Annotated in this window: 13 protein-coding genes; 5 read left to right on the top strand and 8 right to left on the bottom strand. The window is 66.8% G+C overall.

Annotation, left to right across the window (positions count from 1 at the left end; translation table 11 throughout):
• The first annotated feature begins 479 nt into the window (after positions 1 to 479).
• Together J2Z30_RS43910 and J2Z30_RS43915 are read left to right on the top strand one after the other, a co-directional pair.
• Positions 480 to 755 (top strand): hypothetical protein, encoded by a 276-nt coding sequence (locus tag J2Z30_RS43910; RefSeq protein ID WP_014048106.1) that lies wholly within the window; start codon positions 480 to 482, stop codon positions 753 to 755.
• Positions 752 to 1,159: a PIN domain-containing protein gene (locus J2Z30_RS43915; RefSeq protein ID WP_044570595.1), complete on the top strand. Its 408-nt coding sequence runs from the start codon at positions 752 to 754 to the stop codon at positions 1,157 to 1,159. Before J2Z30_RS43910 ends, J2Z30_RS43915 begins: the two co-directional genes overlap by 4 nt.
• Positions 1,160 to 1,374: 215 nt before the next feature.
• Here J2Z30_RS43915 and J2Z30_RS43920 read toward each other — a convergent pair whose 3' ends face one another.
• The 6 genes from J2Z30_RS43920 to ychF all read right to left on the bottom strand — a co-directional run bounded on the left by J2Z30_RS43920 (position 1,375) and on the right by ychF (position 11,668).
• Complete coding sequence (locus J2Z30_RS43920; protein WP_308280263.1) at positions 1,375 to 2,403, bottom strand: hypothetical protein; 1,029 nt, start codon at positions 2,401 to 2,403, stop codon at positions 1,375 to 1,377.
• Positions 2,400 to 3,680 (bottom strand): CHAT domain-containing protein, encoded by a 1,281-nt coding sequence (locus tag J2Z30_RS43925; protein ID WP_044570598.1) that lies wholly within the window; start codon positions 3,678 to 3,680, stop codon positions 2,400 to 2,402. Before J2Z30_RS43925 ends, J2Z30_RS43920 begins: the two co-directional genes overlap by 4 nt.
• Before the next feature lie 3 nt (positions 3,681 to 3,683).
• On the bottom strand, positions 3,684 to 7,256 hold the full coding sequence (locus J2Z30_RS43930) for a type I restriction endonuclease subunit R (RefSeq protein ID WP_245389134.1): 3,573 nt from the start codon (positions 7,254 to 7,256) through the stop codon (positions 3,684 to 3,686).
• A complete protein-coding gene (locus J2Z30_RS43935) occupies positions 7,256 to 8,413 on the bottom strand; it encodes a restriction endonuclease subunit S (RefSeq protein ID WP_052701392.1) in 1,158 nt (385 codons plus the stop codon). Before J2Z30_RS43935 ends, J2Z30_RS43930 begins: the two co-directional genes overlap by 1 nt.
• A 131-nt stretch (positions 8,414 to 8,544) precedes the next feature.
• Positions 8,545 to 10,290: an HsdM family class I SAM-dependent methyltransferase gene (locus tag J2Z30_RS43940; protein WP_044570599.1), complete on the bottom strand. Its 1,746-nt coding sequence runs from the start codon at positions 10,288 to 10,290 to the stop codon at positions 8,545 to 8,547.
• Between the two features lie 289 nt (positions 10,291 to 10,579).
• Positions 10,580 to 11,668 carry a redox-regulated ATPase YchF gene (gene ychF, locus J2Z30_RS43945; RefSeq protein WP_044570601.1) on the bottom strand — a complete coding sequence of 363 codons (1,089 nt, stop codon included), beginning with the start codon at positions 11,666 to 11,668 and terminating at the stop codon, positions 10,580 to 10,582.
• A 202-nt stretch (positions 11,669 to 11,870) separates the two neighbouring features.
• Between ychF and J2Z30_RS43950 the strand changes: the two genes are divergently transcribed.
• Entirely contained in the window at positions 11,871 to 12,539 is a 669-nt protein-coding gene (locus J2Z30_RS43950; RefSeq protein WP_044570603.1) for a DUF6542 domain-containing protein, read from the top strand.
• Here J2Z30_RS43950 and ppgK read toward each other — a convergent pair.
• Both ppgK and J2Z30_RS43960 read right to left on the bottom strand, forming a co-directional pair.
• A complete protein-coding gene (gene ppgK, locus J2Z30_RS43955; RefSeq protein ID WP_078956683.1) occupies positions 12,445 to 13,236 on the bottom strand; it encodes a polyphosphate--glucose phosphotransferase in 792 nt (263 codons plus the stop codon). The two genes, J2Z30_RS43950 and ppgK, sit on opposite strands and share 95 nt — an antisense overlap.
• Positions 13,233 to 14,270, bottom strand: a complete 1,038-nt coding sequence (locus J2Z30_RS43960; RefSeq protein ID WP_372453406.1) for a 4-hydroxy-3-methylbut-2-enyl diphosphate reductase — start codon at positions 14,268 to 14,270, stop codon at positions 13,233 to 13,235. Before J2Z30_RS43960 ends, ppgK begins: the two co-directional genes overlap by 4 nt.
• Before the next feature lie 83 nt (positions 14,271 to 14,353).
• Between J2Z30_RS43960 and xseA the strand changes: the two genes are divergently transcribed.
• Both xseA and J2Z30_RS43970 read left to right on the top strand, forming a co-directional pair.
• Positions 14,354 to 15,574 (top strand): exodeoxyribonuclease VII large subunit, encoded by a 1,221-nt coding sequence (gene xseA, locus J2Z30_RS43965; protein ID WP_044581478.1) that lies wholly within the window; start codon positions 14,354 to 14,356, stop codon positions 15,572 to 15,574.
• 10 nt (positions 15,575 to 15,584) lie between these two features.
• Positions 15,585 to 15,911 (top strand): exodeoxyribonuclease VII small subunit, encoded by a 327-nt coding sequence (locus J2Z30_RS43970; RefSeq protein ID WP_078956685.1) that lies wholly within the window; start codon positions 15,585 to 15,587, stop codon positions 15,909 to 15,911.
• Positions 15,912 to 16,344: the final 433 nt, after the last annotated feature.

The following is a 16,344-nucleotide window of genomic DNA, read 5'->3' on the forward strand; positions in this document are numbered from 1 at the left end:
CCTGCCCGATGGTCCCGGACGCAGGCCCGGTTCACACGCCCACGCCAACGACCGGCGTTCCGCCCCCGGAGCCACACCAGCCACCAACGGACTCCCCCGCCAGCGCGGCCCATCGCGACACCATCCGCGGCCAGGCGCCGCCACATCCCGCTGCCGCCCCATCAGCTCGATCCAGCACGGATCCAGCAATGGGTACGGCGGCGGGGTCGGCCCCGCTAGGGGCCGCCCCCTCTTGGCCTGCGCATTTGCCAGATCGTCACGTCGATGCTACGGCGGTGACTGAACGTTGAACCGGAACTCCACCACGTCCCGTCTGACCTGCGGAAATGCGAAGTGATCCCAGCACCATCCCAGCACGGGATTCACAGCAAAGTACAAGAAGATCCAGAAGCGCCAAGACTACGCATCAACGCCCGCCCCGGATACAGGCCGCACAGCACCCCAGATGCTGTAATAGTTTCTGTACTAGACTTGCAGCCATGAAGTCACCCCGCCCCGGTGGCACGGAGAACATCTCCGTCTCGATGCCCTCGGAACTCCTCGGCGCTCTGCGCACCCGCACCGGCAAGCGCGGCGTGTCCGCGTATGTGACGGCAGCGGTCCGGCATCAGCTCGCGATGGACGGCCTCGCCGAGATCGTGGCCGCCTACGAAGCCGAACACGAGCCGCTGAGCGAGGCCGAAGTCCAGGCCGCACAGAGCGAACTGTTCGGTGACGCACCGGCGCCCTACGCGTCGAACGACAGCGCCGCATGAAGGAGCCCGCGGCCAGGTCCCTGGTGCTCGACTCCCAGGCGCTGTCGCTGCTGCTGCGCAACGATCGCCAGATGATCACCCGGATCGAGGCCGCTCGACGCGTGGGGGTCCCCGTCCTCGTGTCGGCTCTGACGGTAGTGGAGGCCGTCTACGGGAAGACGGACGCCGCTCGGCTGCACTGGGTGCTCTCTCGGCTTCAGGTGCAGGACGTCACTCAGGCGGACAGCCTCACTGCGGTGCAACTGCTGAGCGACGCCGGCGGCCTGCACGGCCACAAGTACGCCATCGACGCCCTCGTCGCCGCGATGGCGCTCCGCTCCCCGGCACCCGTCCTCGTACTGACCTCGGACCGCGACGGCTGGTCGAAACTGTGCGGCGACGGAGTACAGATCAAGGATATCTGACCTTGGCGTTCACTCAGCTTGAATCGCACCGTCTCGCCGACCCCGCGGCTGGGCCCAACGAACCCCGCGGGGTCATTTTGAAGGGCCCGTGAGGGTCAAGGTTGAGTGAGCGGTGCCACGGTCGGCTGCGCGAGACATAGCGGATGAGCGGTGGCGGCGTACACGAGTTGCGCGACGGTGCAGTCCTCTGGCGGTGGAGACCTTGGACCGTCTCCTCAGCGCGAATAGTCCGCGAGAGTGAGTAGCAGGTGTGCCGACTCAGCGCGCACGTGATCGGAATGGGCACCTGCCGGATTGAGGTGGCGCCCTCGTACATACACGTCGGAGGCGTCGACGTTGACGAAACGGTGGTCGAGCGCGGAGTGCGGATACCGCTCGTCGAGTGGCAACAGGGTTGTGGTGAACATGGGCGCGGGGGCCGGACCAATTCCGGAGTGCCCGATGCCGGGTTGCTGCTCGGCCCGCAGGTGCCAAAACCCTGTCGCCCGGTCGTGACGGGAGTAAGTGGCGACGACAGGCCCCCTCAGCGGAGCGCCGTCATGCGCCTCGCTCGGCAGGATGTTCGGAAAGAGCGAGAGGAACGCGTCCCGGCGTGCAGCCATCTGGAATAGCAGCATGCTGTCGGCGGTGAACGGGCGCGATGGCGAGTGGTCTGTCACGCTCCAGCCGAGTGTGTCATCAAGGCGGGCGTCTGCCGACCATTGGACCGCCTCGCACAGGAAGCGGCAGCCGAAGGAGTGCCCGACGAGGTGGAGGTACTGACCGTCTCGGTTGGCGAGCACAGGCGCTGCTCCAGGGTCGGCGCGCTCGGCGTCCAGATAGCCGAGGAGCCGGCCCAGGATTTGGGCGGCGTGGCCTCCTCCGTCGCGGGCGCCCATCGCGTGCGCCCGGTCCCGGATCCTGCGGTAGCCGGTGGGGGTGACCAGGCTGGAAGATGGCCAGCGCACGACGACACACCATGGGCTGAAGCCCTTGGCCGCTAGGGTCGGATATCGGGCCGGAGCTGCCACAAGGACGCTGTGCAGCAGAGCCAACAGTCGCTCGGTGGTGCGGTAGGCGGAGTCGGGCGAGGTCTGCCAACCGTGGACATAGACGAGTATGTCCGTCGCCCAGGCAGGCGGGGCGAGGCGCTCCGCGAAATAATGGCGCAGCCAGGCCTCGGGCACAGGCTCACCTATGTCAGCGTCGAGCAGCCAGCCCGTCTCGTCCAGGTCAACGACCTCCACCGTGCCGACACGGCTCACGCCTTGCCTCCACTTGTCCGATCCAGACGAGCATCCATGCCGCAGTGCAGACCGTAGGCGAACCCCAGGGGATTTCGGTATCGGGCGGCGAAGTCCCGGGCCAACTCATGAGTGATCTGGCCAGCGGTCGCCGCCCCGCGCAAGTAGCGGGTGACGAACTCGAGCGCGTACTCGGCGGCAAACGCCTGCGGCATCGCGATCTGCGGCCCGAGCACGCCCTGCGCGCCGTGCTCGATGAGCATGCTCCCAAGGAACGCTCGGTCCGCACTCGCCGCGGAGACTCCAGTGTGGCAGGCGTTGAGTAGGACAAACGGTCGGAAACAACCGTGCCGGTAGTTTGCCCTTAGCTCACGTACGGTGTGGCCGTCGAAGGAGGTGCCGTCGGTGAGCCTGATGACCAGGGTCGGGGGTTCGGGAACGTTGCCGACGAACTCTCCGTGGCACCAGAAGTACATCAACTGCTCGTCCAGCTCGGGCTTCCCCAGATCGCGGACTAGTTCCTCATAAGTCGTTCGCTCGGTGTACTCCGTGCCCTCCGTCAGTGCCTTCGCGACTTCATTCGCACGGGTGGCACCGCCCACGTGGACGTCGTGGTTCAGGCTGACCGTGGGCCGCTGGTGCGCTGCTCCGGGCGGCCCGATCCACGCGTAGGCATCACCGGTGTGCTCGATCTGATGCCGATGGCCGAGGAAGCGAGTGAAGAGAACCTCCAAGGTTGCAGGCACGGTGGAATCTTCGGTTGTGCACAGCAATGGCCAGGGCAGATGTAGATCGGAGTCGAACCGTACCCGCAGCCCCTCCTGGGACAAGGCAGAACGCAGGGAGATGCGGAACATCTTGGTCGGTTCGTCGTCACCACGCAGCAGAGTGCTAAACAGCAGTGATTCTCCGCTTCGAGCCAGATCGGCTACTATCCGGCGCAGCTCCTCCTCAGGTTCAGCACTGAGGTCCGCGGTCGTTGCGTACGGGCGCCGTCGACCTTGTAGAGGCCGACCCAGGTCGTCGACCGGCTGGAAATCAACGAACTCCGATTTCCATCGGGCACGGAGCCGGGCCGCCGCCCCATGGACCTCATCGGGCCGGGCATGCAGGTCAACCTTATGCTCGGTGCCGTGGAGTGCCGGAACGGCCGATCCTGACATCCGCGCCCGGATCCGACCTCCACCGAGGACGTCGAAGCTGACGCGGAGGTCGGGAGCCTCCGTCGTCAGGTGCGGCAAGAAGCGGAAGCCGTCGCTGGGGTCCTGAACAATGCGGGTGGTCAATTCACGGGGCATCAGTCAGGCCCTCCCCGTGCGTGGCCGCGGCTGACTATTCACCGAGCCGCTGGGCTTCGTCTCCGTGATGGACAGGTCGGCCTCCACCTGCTGCAAGACGGTGCCTGTGTCATGATGCACCAGGGTGAACCGGATCCGGTGTGTACCGGGCTCCAGGGCCGTGAAGCGGAACTGCTCGGATTCGGCGTCTCCAGGGTGGTACGCCATCGTGGCTGGTGCAACCTCCGCGCCGCTCAACGGCACGGCCACGATGTCCAGCGCGGGCCGCTCACCCGGGCGGGCCCAGGGATGCTGGGACTCAGCGACCAGCTTCAGTGTCACGTGTACTGGAGTCCCCACACTGGGGTTGTCGTCCAAGAGCGTCAGATGCGCTCGGCAGCGTGGCGGTGCCGAAAGCGCCGGAGGTGCCACGTCAACCGCAACCACGCTACCGGCGGCTGCATAGGGCTCGACCGCTGCTTCGTAGAAGGCATCCGCGAGGGCCACGATGATCGAGTTGATCGCCGGCCCGTCGGTGAAGAAGTAGTCAGCCATCGCGTTGTGAGCGTCCTGGTTGTCTGCGACTGCCTCCGTGACGGCGGCTTGGAAGTCCTGTGACTCCAGGAACTGCTTCTTAGAGTTCACCTTGGTTTGCTGGACCAGGTTCGGGTCGGCGAGCAGCAGTTGCAAGAGGCCCTGTACGAACTCCCTGATCTGGGAAGCAGCGAACGTTTCGGCGCCGAAGAGGTCGTTCATCTTGTCTATGACGACCTGAAGCGCGACGTACTTCGGATCCTTCTTCGCTCCCGTACCGGCGGCGCTGATGCCCTTCAGCTGCCCGTCACCCACGAGTGAGATGTCGACCGGGATCGCCTTGTTGTGCTTGACCCCGACCAGCACCACGTCGGAGAGGTCTACGTCGGCCGCCCAAGCGGACTCGGCAATCACCTTCTCCAGCAGGCGCAGGAAGATCGAGAGCATCTCCATGTAGGGATCGCCGTAGTCGACGATCTGGGACATGAAGTCGTAGAGCCGTACGTAGGTGGAGACGTCCTTGCGGAACAGGTCGAGCTCCTGGAGCTTGACCTTGTCCTCCTCTTCGATGGCCCGCGCGTAGCGGCGCCGGAAGTCGTGCTGCGCCGGGCTGATCGCCGCCGAGAGAGCGTTGTTGCCCTCCCGTGTCACCCACAGTTCGGCGACCTTGCGGACGTCGTCCTCGGTGTAGATCCCGGCCTGGGCGAGCTTGTTGGCCAGGTGGACGACGACATACGGGTCGGTCTCGGTCTCCAGAGTCGCGTTTTTGAAGTACGGCTCGAAGGCCGTCTTGATGTCCTCGGGCTTGTTGGCGAAATCGATGACGAACGTCTTGCGCTTCTGCTCCCCACCAGCGGTGCGGTGGGTGCGGTTGAGGCGCGAGAGCGTCTGTACCGCGGTGACCCCGGACAACTTCTTGTCGACGTACATCGCCGAGAGCAGGGGCTGGTCGAAGCCGGTCTGGAACTTGTTGGCGACCAGCATGATCTTGTAAGTATCGCCCTTGAACGCGGCCGCCAGATCAGCCCCGGCGCCGGGGTTCATGTTGGCCTCGGTAAATTCGTCGTCCTTCGACGGCTGCGAGCCCCAGTCGCTGTGCCAGGTCTCGTCCTCGGGCATGGTCACCCCGCCCGAAAAGGCGACCAGGGTGCGGTAGTTGTACGAGGCGTCCTCGGCGCGGCGCTTAGCGATGTAGGCGTCTATCGCCAGCTTGTACTTCACCGCGGACTTGCGGGAGTCGGTCACCACCATGGCCTTCGCCTTGCCTTCGAGGAGGTAGGCGACGTTGGCGTGGAAGTGCTCGACGACAATCTGCACCTTCTGGCTGACGTTCGTCGGGTGAAGCTGAACCCACCTCATCAGCCCCTTGCGGGCGGCAGCCTCCTCGACCTCGCCTCCGTCACCGGCCTCGGCCTTGCCGGCGATCTGCAGCGCGGTGTCGTAGGACTGGTAGCCCTTGAGGACGTCGAGGATGTAGCCCTCCTCGATCGCCTGCTTCATCGAGTACAGGTGGAACTCGCGCGGCTTGCCGTCGGGCCCCTTGCGGCCGAACAGTTCGAGGGTCTTGTTCTTCGGCGTCGCGGTGAACGCAAAGTAGGAGATGTTCTCCGATTCGGCCCGTTCGGTCATCTCCGAGGCCAGCACCGACTCCACATCGACATCCGCGCCCTCCTCGATCTCCTTGAGCTCCTCGGCCGTCAGTACCTGCTTCAGCTTCGAGGAGATCTGCCCCGACTGAGAGGAATGCGCCTCATCAGCGATCACGGCGAATCGCTTGCCCTTCAGGCTGGCGTCGGTCCGGATCTCTTCCAGTGCATGCGGGAAGGTCTGCACTGTCACCGCGATGATGAGCTCGCCGCTCTTCAACGCCTGTGCCAGCAGACCCGACTTCGACTTCGCGCCGGCCTTACGGACGTCCTCGGGGCTGATCGTCGCGACAATCTTCTTGTTGCCGTCGATCTGCCGGATCGCATCCTGCAGCTGGGAGTCGAGCACGGTGCGGTCCACGACCACGATGACAGAGTCGAAGACCTTCTTGTCGTCGGCATCATGCAGTCGGGCCAGCCCGTGGGCGGTCCAGGCAATGGTGTTCGTCTTTCCTGACCCGGCCGAATGCTCGATCAAGTACCGGTGCCCGAAACCCTCCTCCTTCACTGCAGCGACGATGCTCGTGACGGCCTCCCACTGGTGGAAGCGCGGGAAAAGCATGCTCGTACGCCGCACGGAGGTGCCGGTGGTGACGTCCCACTCCTCCTTGGTCTGCACGATCATCAGCCGCCCGATGACGTTCAGCCACGCGTGCTTCTCCCAGACGCGTTCCCATAGGTACGCCGTCGCCGACCCGTCGTCCGCGCCAGGCGGGTTGCCAGCACCACTGTCGAAGCCAATGTTGAACGGAAGAAAATGAGTCTTGTCTCCCTCCAGCTTCGTGGTCATGGCCGCTAGCCCGTTGGACACCGCGAAGTGCACCAGCGCCCGGTGACCGAACGACAGCAGCGGCTCTGGGCGCCCATTCGTCAGCGGATTGCGATCGTGCTTGTACTGGTTGATCGCCTCGTCCAGCGACTGGGTGAAGTCGGTCTTCAGCTCCACCGTGGCCACAGGGAGCCCATTGACGAAGAACACCAGATCGATGGTGCGCTGATCGGCAGTCGAGAAGTGCACCTGCCGTACCACCCGCACCCGCATGGCCTCGTAGTGCGCCGTGGTGGTCGCGTTGAGCGAGGTATCGGGGCGGAACTGCGCCATTTTCAAGCGCCCGCCACCGATGTACTGAACCCCGTTGCGCAGGATGTTCAGCGTCCCGCCGCCATGCTCAAGCGGCTTATCCAACGCTGCGGTCAGCACGTCAAGGAACTTCGACTGCGACCCCGCCGCCTTCAGCGCCTTCTCGTACGCCAGCTTCTGCGTTGACTCCAGCCACGCGAACAGATCCGCCGGGAACAGCGCCCGCTCGCGGTCGTACTCGCCGCCGTCGCGGTCGTTCACCGAGTACAGCCAGCCGCGTGCCTTGAGGTACTCGCAGATCTCCTTCTCAAAGGCCGCCTCGTTGTGGTCGGCCATCACGCCGCCTCTCGTAGGTCGGTCTGCCCTGTCACAGCCGCCGTAATGAGCGCCGCACGTCGCTCCTGGGCAAGCTCGATGCACCGCTCAGTCTCGGTGATGAGCTTGTCGATCTTCGCCGCCTGTTCGTCGAGATACGCAGCAATCCGACGCTGCTCATCGGTGGGCGGCAACGCAACTCGCATCTGAGCGAGGTGGGTTGGACCGAAGTGCTGGATCGTCGACCCAGTCTTGAGCGAATCGACCTGGTCAATGAACTCGCCCGAGACGACGAACCACCGAATGAAGTCCTTGTGCATACACCCAGGCTTGATCCGAATGATCCCGGTGTAAGGCACCGCCCCAATGGTTTCCTCAGTGACCTCGGAGACCGTCCCCATGCTTGCACTTGCGCTGATGAGCAAATCACCGAGGTCAACCCGGAAGTGTGACCACCGCCGATCGACCTCGTCGGGGTCGAGGTAGTTGCAACCCTCCAGCGTCGATCGTGCCGTGCGCACAGAGCTGACCCGCAGTAGCGGGACACCGGCATCGCGAAAGTCCGCGGCCATGATGCCTGGCCCCTCCTGGAACGAGATTGTGTAACGGAGAGGCATAATCTCCCAGTGAGCTGGCACTGGCCCAGCCCCGGGGAGACCGGAGTCCTTGAGTGCGACCGTCTCATCAAGGCCTCGTGCCACGGCGTTCGAGATCATTGCCCCCCTCCGCTCGCGGAGCATCTCGATCAGCCGCTGTTGCTCCTCGATGAGCGTGTCGATGCGGGCCGTCTCGCGATCGAGGTAGTCGGCGATGGCGCGCTGTTCTTCCAGCGGCGGCACTGGGATCGCCATGCTGAGGAAGACGTCAGGGTAGATCCGAAGGCGCGACGACCAGATGCCGCGGGAGAGGCGAGTCATCTCCATCACGTACGGAGTCGATCGGTAGAGGTAGTCGTAAAACCCAGGATAGAAGGCTGCATTCGGACGCGGCCTGTACACACCGTACGCGGGGCTCACGATGCCAACCTGCTTCGAGACGCCGAGCGCCCCCATCCACGCCCACATCGTGTTGATGACGAGATCGCCCGCGTCCACGAGGCGGTAGCCGTCGAGGCTCTCCGCTGCAGTCATCGTCACGTTCTTCTCTGACCTCGGGGTGATCCCGGTCAGATGCGACACGCTGAGAAGTTCTTCTGCGCCTTCGGGCGAGACAGACAGCGACTCTGCCAGAAGTTCTTTGTTTCTACTCCAGCGCCAACGGGATGGGACGTTTCCGGCCCAAGCCTGCTCAAGATCAAACCGTGCTTGTGTCATCCCTCAACCTCCCGCAGCAGATCGAGGATCTTGGCGACTTGCTTCTCCAGGTCGGCATCGATCTCCGCGAGCGGACGAGGCGGAACGTACTTGTAGAAGTGCCGCGTGAAGGGGATCTCGTACCCCGTTTTAGTCTTGGCCCAGTCGATCCAGGCGTCGGGAACGTGCGGCTTCAGCTCCGCGTCGAAGTACGCCTGAATGACTTCGCGTTCCGCTGCCGCGCCGGCGGTGGAGCCGCCATAGGTGAACGGCACGTTCTCGGTGTCACGCTTCTTCGAATCGGGCTTCGGGTCACCCTTGCGGTTGACGACAGGGTTCCCGCCCTCGTCCAGCAGGGGGCGCTCGATGGTGACCGTCCAGTAGCCGAACTCGTCGTTGCGTAGCACCTTGGTGAGTTCAGGATCGGCGTCCTCGAAGTCGTCGTACAGCCGCACGACCTTGACGCGGTCGGCGTCACTGATCTCGCGTCCCTTGGCACCGAGGTTCTTGCGCATCTTGGTCCAGAACGACGTGCCGTCGATCAGTTGCACCTTGCCCTGACGGTCCGGGTGCTTGGTGTTGTCCAGGATCCAGATGTACGTAGCGATACCGGTGTTGAAGAACATGTTGGTCGGCAGGGCGACGATCGCCTCGACAAGGTCCTTCTCCAGCAGCCACCGGCGGATGTTGGAAGGACCCGATTCGGCGGCGCCATTGAAGAGCGGAGAGCCGTTCATGACGATGCCGACGCGGCCGCCCCCATCCTCGGGTGCGCGCATCTTGTGGGCCAGGTGAAGCAGGAAGAGCATCTGCCCGTCGGATGTCGCGGGGAGGCCCGGTGCGAAGCGGCCGTAGGGGCCGGCGGAGTCGCGCTCCTCCTTTACCGCCTTGGCGTACTGCTTCCAGTCCACGCCATAGGGCGGGTTGGACATGCAGTAGTCGAACTGGCGGCCCTTGAAGGCGTCGTCGGTGAGCGTGTTACCGAAGGCGATGTTGGTCGCGTCGTGGCCCTTGGCGAGCAGGTCGGACTTGCAGATGGCGTACGACTGCGGGTTGTACTCCTGGCCGTACAGGCCCAGCTTCGCGTCGGGGTTCTCGGCGAGCAGGTGCTCCTCTGCCAGGGAGAGCATGCCGCCGGTGCCGGCGGTGGGGTCGTACAGCGACCGGATGATGCCCCCCTCGGTGAGGTCGACGTCCTTCTCCGCGAAGAGCAAGTCGACCAGCAGCCGGATCGCATCGCGCGGCGTGTAGTGGTCTCCAGAGGTCTCGTTGGCGGCCTCGTTGAACTTGCGGATGATGTATTCGAAGGCGTCGCCCATGTCGGAGTTCGACACCACATCTGGATGGAGGTCGACCTTGCCGAAGGACTTGACGATCTCGCGTAGGAGCCCGGCCTTCTCCAGGGCCAGGATCTCCTTCTTGAAGTCGAAGTACTCGAACACGTCCACGTCGGCGGAGAACCGGTCGATGTAGTCGGCCAGGTTGTCCGCCAGCCCGTCCGCGTCGGCCAGCAAGTTCGCGAACGAGTAGTTGGAGGTGTTGTAGAAGGTCCGGCCTGTGGCCTTCTTAACCTCGACCTTGAGCCGGTTCGGGTTCTCGAACTTCGCTGCCAGCTCTCGCACCGTCGCCTGATCGGGCTCAAGGATGCAGTCAAGCCGCCGCAGGATCGTGAACGGGAGGACCACGGTCCCGTACTGGTTGGGGCGATAGGGGCCCCGAAGTTGGTCAGCGATGGACCAGATGAAGCTACCGAGCGCGCTCACAAGTTCCTCACGAGAATCGTCTTTCAGTGCCGATCACTTTGCCAGAGCCAGCAGTCGCCGTCCCACGGTTCGGCCACTCACCTGAGCAGAACCCAGCACCGGCGCCGCATCCACGTCCCAGCACAATCCCAGCACGGTACGGATGACCAGGGATGATGACAGGTGACGAGGGGTCAGCTATCCCAGCACCGTCCCAGCACGGGAAAAAACAAAGGGCCCGACTCCGAAGAGTCGGACCCCATCTGACCTGCACGTTTGCCAGATCAGCGACGTGGTGTTACATCAGCTGCTACACATTGAACCGGAACTCCACCACGTCCCCGTCCTGCATCACATAGTCCTTGCCCTCCATGCGCGCCTTACCGGCCGCGCGGGCGTCGGCGACGGAGCCCGTCTCGACGAGGTCCTGGTAGGAGATGACCTCGGCCTTGATGAAGCCCTTCTGGAAGTCGGTGTGGATGACACCGGCCGCCTCCGGGGCCGTGGCGCCCTTCTTGATGGTCCAGGCGCGGGACTCCTTGGGGCCGGCGGTGAGGTAGGTCTGGAGGCCCAGGGTGTTGAAGCCGACGTGGGCGAGGGTGGCCAGGCCGGGCTCGTCCTGGCCTACGGACTGGAGGAGCTCGAGGGCTTCGTCCTCGTCGAGCTCGGCGAGGTCTGACTCCAGCTTGGCGTTGAGGAAGATCGCCTCGGCGGGGGCGACGAGGGCGCGCTGCTCGGCCTTGAAGGAGTCGTCGGTGAGCTCCTCCTCGTCGACGTTGAAGACGTAGAGGAAGGGCTTGGTGGTGAGCAGGTGCAGCTCGTGGAGGAGGGCGGCGCGCTCGCCGCCCTGGACGATGCCGGCGGAGAAGAGGGTGCGGCCCTCGTCGAGGATGGCCTTGGCCTCCTCGATGGCCTTGACCTGGGGCTGCTTGTCCTTCTTGATCCGGGCCTCCTTGACCAGGCGCGGCAGCACCTTCTCGATGGTCTGGAGGTCGGCGAGGATCAGCTCGGTGTTGATCGTCTCGATGTCGCTCTTCGGCGAGATCTTGCCGTCGACGTGGACGACGTTCTCGTCCTTGAAGGCGCGGATGACCTGGCAGATGGCGTCCGACTCACGGATGTTCGCCAGGAACTTGTTGCCCAGGCCCTCGCCCTCCGATGCGCCCTTGACGATGCCCGCGATGTCGACGAAGTCGACGGTGGCGGGCAGCTTGCGGGCCGAGCCGAAGATCTCGGCGAGCTTGTCCAGGCGGGGGTCGGGGACGCCGACCACGCCGACGTTGGGCTCGATGGTGGCGAACGGGTAGTTGGCCGCCAGCACGTCGTTCTTGGTGAGGGCGTTGAACAGGGTCGACTTGCCGACATTCGGCAGACCGACGATTCCGATCGTGAGCGACACGTTGACGACTTCCCGTAGCTTCCCGTGGCGGGGATGTGAGGACCGATGACGGGCCCCGGTGGAGCCGGGGCCGGTCAACCAGTCTACGGGGCCGTCCTCGATCACCCGGCCGGGCTGACAATCGGTCGAACACACTGCCAAGGTCCTGCGAAGGGCGTGTCCAAGACCGGATTCTCGCCCTCCGGCGACCTACGTTGGTCGGGTGGAGCATTACAGCACGCGTACGCCCCGCCGCGCGGCGGCACCGCCGCCCCGTCCGGCCGCGGACGACACGTATCCGGGACGCGGCAGAAGCACGGGTCAGGGCCGGGGTCAGCCCGGCGGCGCGGTCCGGGCGCCGCGGCCTGCCGCACGCCGTACGGGGCCGTCCGGAGCGGCCGCGGCGCTGCCCGCCGTCCTGCGGCGGGCCCGGGGGCTGTCCCTCCCCGATCCCCGGCTGACCGGGCTGGGCGCGGGGCTGCTGACCACGCTCGCCATGCTCGGCGTCGGCTGCCTGGACGCGCTGCTGCTCTCCGGCTCGCCCACCGTCTACAGCGTGCTCTTCCTGCCCGCCTGCGCGGCCTGCGCGCTGTGGGTGCGCCCGGCCGATCTGCTGGCGGCGCCGGTGACGGCGCCGCTGGCCTATACGGTCGGGCTGCTGCCGATCAACGAGGGCTCGGCCGGTTTCAGCGGACAGGCGGTGGGGGTGTTCACCGCGCTGTCGCTGCAGGCCGGGTGGCTCTACGCGGGAACGCTGCTGACCGTGGTGATCGTGCTCGTACGGCGGGCCGTGCTGGTCACCCGGCGCCGCCGGCAGCAGCGGCCGCGGCCATCCCGGCACCCACGATCCCCGCGTTGTTCTGAAGCTGCGCCGGCACGATCTCGGCCCTGACGCCCTCGATCAGCGGCAGGAACTTGTCCGCCTTACGGCTCACCCCGCCGCCCAGCACGAAGAGCTCGGGAGAGAAGAGCATCTCCAGGTGATGGAGGTACTTCTGCACCCGGCGCGCCCAGTGCGACCAGCTGAGGTCGTGGTCGTCCTTGACCTTGGTCGAGGCCCGCTTCTCCGCCTCGTGGCCGTCCAGCTCCAGATGGCCGAGCTCGGTGTTGGTGAGCAGATGCCCATCGGTGAAGACCGCGCTGCCGATGCCGGTGCCGAGGGTGAGCACGATCACGGTGCCCTTGACGCCGCGGGCGGCGCCGAACGTCGCCTCCGCGACCCCGGCCGCGTCCGCGTCGTTCAACACCGTGACCGGGCAGTCCAGCCGCTCGGTGAGGCGCGACGCCAGATCGGTGCCGATCCAGCTCTTGTCGACATTCGCGGCGGTAAGGGTGGCACCGTCCTTCACCACACCCGGGAAGGTCACCCCGACCGGCCGCCCGGACCAGTCGAAGTGCCGGACGACCTCCACCACACCGTCCAGGACCGCCTCGGGCGTGGACGGATGCGGGGTGAGCACCTTATGGCGCTCCTCGGCGAGCTCGCCCCGGTCCAGGTCCACCGGGGCGCCCTTGATGCCCGAACCGCCGATGTCGATGCCGAACACCTTCGCCGCGGCCGCCCCCGTGGCCCCCTGGCCGTACGTCACCGCTGGGACCCCTCGGGCCGGCCGGCCACCGCCGGCGTCTCCGGCTGACCGACGGCCGCCGCGGCGGCCTCGGCCCGCAGGTCCCGGCGCAGCTCCTTGGGCAGCGAGAAGGTCAGCGACTCCTGCATGGGCTGGACGACCTCGACATCGCCGAAGCCGCGCTCGGCCAGCCACTCCAGGACGCCCTCGACGAGCACGTCCGGAACGGAGGCGCCCGAGGTCACGCCGACCGTGCTGACGCCCTCCAGCCATGCCTCGTCGATCTCGCTCGCGTAGTCGACCAGATGGCCCGCCTTGGCGCCCGCGCCGAGGGCGACCTCCACCAGCCGCACCGAGTTGGAGGAGTTCTTGGAGCCGACCACGATCACCAGGTCGGACTCGGCGGCCACCTGCTTGATGGCGGTCTGCCGGTTCTGCGTGGCGTAGCAGATGTCGTCGCTGGGCGGGCTGATGAGCCGCGGGAAGCGCTCCTTGAGCGCGTCCACGGTCTCCATGGTCTCGTCGACCGAGAGGGTGGTCTGGGAGAGCCAGACGACCTTGGACTCGTCCCGCACCTCGACGTTCTTCACATCGTCGGGGCCGTCGACCAGGGTGATGTGCTCGGGGGCCTCGCCGCTGGTGCCGATGACCTCTTCATGGCCTTCATGGCCGATCAGGAGGATGTCGTAGTCCTCCTTGGCGAACCGGACTGCTTCCTTGTGGACCTTGGTGACCAGGGGGCAGGTGGCGTCGATGGTGGCCAGCTTGCGCGTGGCGGCCTCCTCGTGGACCACCGGCGCGACACCGTGCGCCGAGAAGATCACGATGGAGCCCTCGGGCACCTCCTCCGTCTCGTCGACGAAGATGGCGCCCTTCTTCTCCAGGGTCTGGACGACGTACTTGTTGTGGACGATCTCCTTGCGCACATAGATCGGCGCGCCGTACTGCTCCAGGGCCTTCTCGACGGCGATCACGGCACGGTCGACACCGGCACAGTAGCCACGGGGGGCCGCGAGCAGGACCCGGCGGGCGGAGGTTGCAGTCATGTCCCCCATGGTAGGGGCGATGACCGCGGGGTCTGCCGGTTGGTGGGGGCGATGCCCCGCTGCTGTCGGTGGTGGCCGATACCCTCGCGGTCATGGCTGTCAACACGTCCGCGGAGGCGCCGATCCCGGTCGGCGAGGTGTCCCGGCTGATCGGGGGCTGGATCGACCGGCTCGGCGCGGTCTGGGTCGAGGGGCAGATCACCCAGCTGTCCCGGCGTCCGGGCGCCGGTGTGGTGTTCCTGACCCTGCGCGACCCCAGTTACGACATCTCGCTGACCGTCACCTGCTTCCGCGCCGTCTTCGACAAGATCGCGGACACGGTCACCGAGGGCGCGCGGGTCGTGGTGCACGCCAAGCCGGAGTGGTACGCGCCGCGGGGCCAGCTCTCCCTGCGGGCCGCCGAGATCCGCCCGGTGGGCGTGGGCGAACTGCTCGCGCGTCTTGAGCAGTTGAAGAAGGCGCTGGCGGCGGAGGGGCTGTTCGCGGCCGACCGTAAGAAGCCGCTGCCGTTTCTGCCGCAGCTGATAGGGCTGGTCTGCGGGCGCGCCTCGGCCGCCGAGCGCGACGTACTGGAGAACGCGCGGCTGCGCTGGCCCGCCGTCCGCTTCGAGGTGCGCAACGTGGCCGTGCAGGGGGTGCACGCGGTGCCGCAGGTGATCGAGGCGGTCAAGGAGCTCGACGCGCAGCCCGAGGTGGATGTGATCGTGGTGGCGCGCGGCGGCGGCAGTGTGGAGGACCTGCTGCCGTTCTCGGACGAGCAGCTGGTCCGGGCGGTGGCCGCGTGCCGTACGCCGGTGGTCTCCGCGATCGGCCATGAGCCGGACTCGCCGCTGCTCGACCTGGTCGCCGATCTGCGCGCCTCCACGCCCACGGACGCGGCGAAGAAGATCGTGCCCGATGTGGGCGAGGAGCTGATGCGCGTCCAGCAGCTGCGGGAGCGCGCGCTGCGCAGTGTGCACGGGCTGCTGGACCGGGAGGAGCGGGGGCTGGCCGCCGCGCTGGCCCGGCCGTGCATGCGGGAGCCGCACCGCATGGTGGACGAGCGCGAGGAGCGGATCACGGCGGTGCTGGAGCGCGCCCGCCGCTGCCTGGGCCATCTGCTGGACCGGGCCGACTCCGAGCTGACCCACACCCAGGCGCGGGTGGTGGCGCTCTCCCCCGCCGCGACGCTGCGCCGCGGCTATGCGGTGCTCCAGCACTCCGACGGCTCGGTGGTGCGGGCGGCCGAGGAGGTCGCGGAGGACGAGGAGCTGCGGGCGCGGGTCTCCGAGGGCGAGTTCCGGGTGCGGGTCGCTGTCGGACCCGCTGAATAGGGTGAGGGGTATGGCGAAGACGGACGAGCAGAGCGGGCAGGCCGGGCAGAGGGACGGGCAGGCCGGGCCGACGGACGGGCAGAGCACGCGGGCGGAGACCACGCTCGGCTATGAGCAGGCGCGGGACGAGCTGGTCGAGGTGGTCCGCCGCTTGGAGGCGGGCGGCACCAGTCTGGAGGAGTCGCTGGCGCTGTGGGAGCGCGGCGAGGAGCTGGCAAAGGTCTGCCGCCACTGGCTGGAGGGCGCGAGGGCCCGGCTGGACGCGGCGCTGGCGGAGGACGAGGCCGCCGAGGGCGCCGAAGGCGCCGAGGAAACGGAGAGCGCCGGGGAGGGCTGACCGCCCACCGTCCGGCGCCCACCGCCGAACGTCCGCGGTCGGTGCCCCGTCCGCCGGGGACACGGAAAGCCCCGCCGAGGGCTGACCGGCCGCCGCCCATCACGGGCCGCCGAACGGCCCGGCTCGACCGACGCTCGGCATCGACCGGCCCGCCGCTGGCCTTGCCCGCCGTCAAGCGGCCGCCGCACTCGGCCGCCCCGTCCGGCGAAGGCAGGCCCCTCCAAGGGCTGACCAGCCGCCGCCCACCGCAGACCACCGAACGGCCCGGCTCGACCGACGCTCGGCATCGACCGGCCACCACTGGCCTTGCCCGCCGTCAAGCGGCCGCCGCACTCGGCGGTCACGTCCGCTGGAGTGGTGTATCGACGGCCACTCGGTGATCCGTTGTTGAGGCTATGCAGTGAGTTCGGTGGGCAGGTCGGGTTCGTCGGTT

It is taken from the genome of Streptomyces iranensis, assembly GCF_017874715.1.
GTDB classification, from domain to species: Bacteria; Actinomycetota; Actinomycetes; order Streptomycetales; family Streptomycetaceae; genus Streptomyces; species Streptomyces iranensis.

Bases quoted from the DNA above. Each gene is read 5' to 3' on its own strand.
- J2Z30_RS43915 (WP_044570595.1), top strand. From the start codon at position 752: ATGAAGGAGCCCGCGGCCAGGTCCCTGGTGCTCGACTCCCAGGCGCTG.
- J2Z30_RS43960 (WP_372453406.1), bottom strand. From the start codon at position 14,270: ATGGGGGACATGACTGCAACCTCCGCCCGCCGGGTCCTGCTCGCGGCC.
- J2Z30_RS43910 (WP_014048106.1), top strand. From the start codon at position 480: ATGAAGTCACCCCGCCCCGGTGGCACGGAGAACATCTCCGTCTCGATG.
- J2Z30_RS43930 (WP_245389134.1), bottom strand. From the start codon at position 7,256: ATGGCCGACCACAACGAGGCGGCCTTTGAGAAGGAGATCTGCGAGTAC.
- xseA (WP_044581478.1), top strand. From the start codon at position 14,354: ATGGCTGTCAACACGTCCGCGGAGGCGCCGATCCCGGTCGGCGAGGTG.
- J2Z30_RS43925 (WP_044570598.1), bottom strand. From the start codon at position 3,680: ATGCCCCGTGAATTGACCACCCGCATTGTTCAGGACCCCAGCGACGGC.
- J2Z30_RS43970 (WP_078956685.1), top strand. From the start codon at position 15,585: ATGGCGAAGACGGACGAGCAGAGCGGGCAGGCCGGGCAGAGGGACGGG.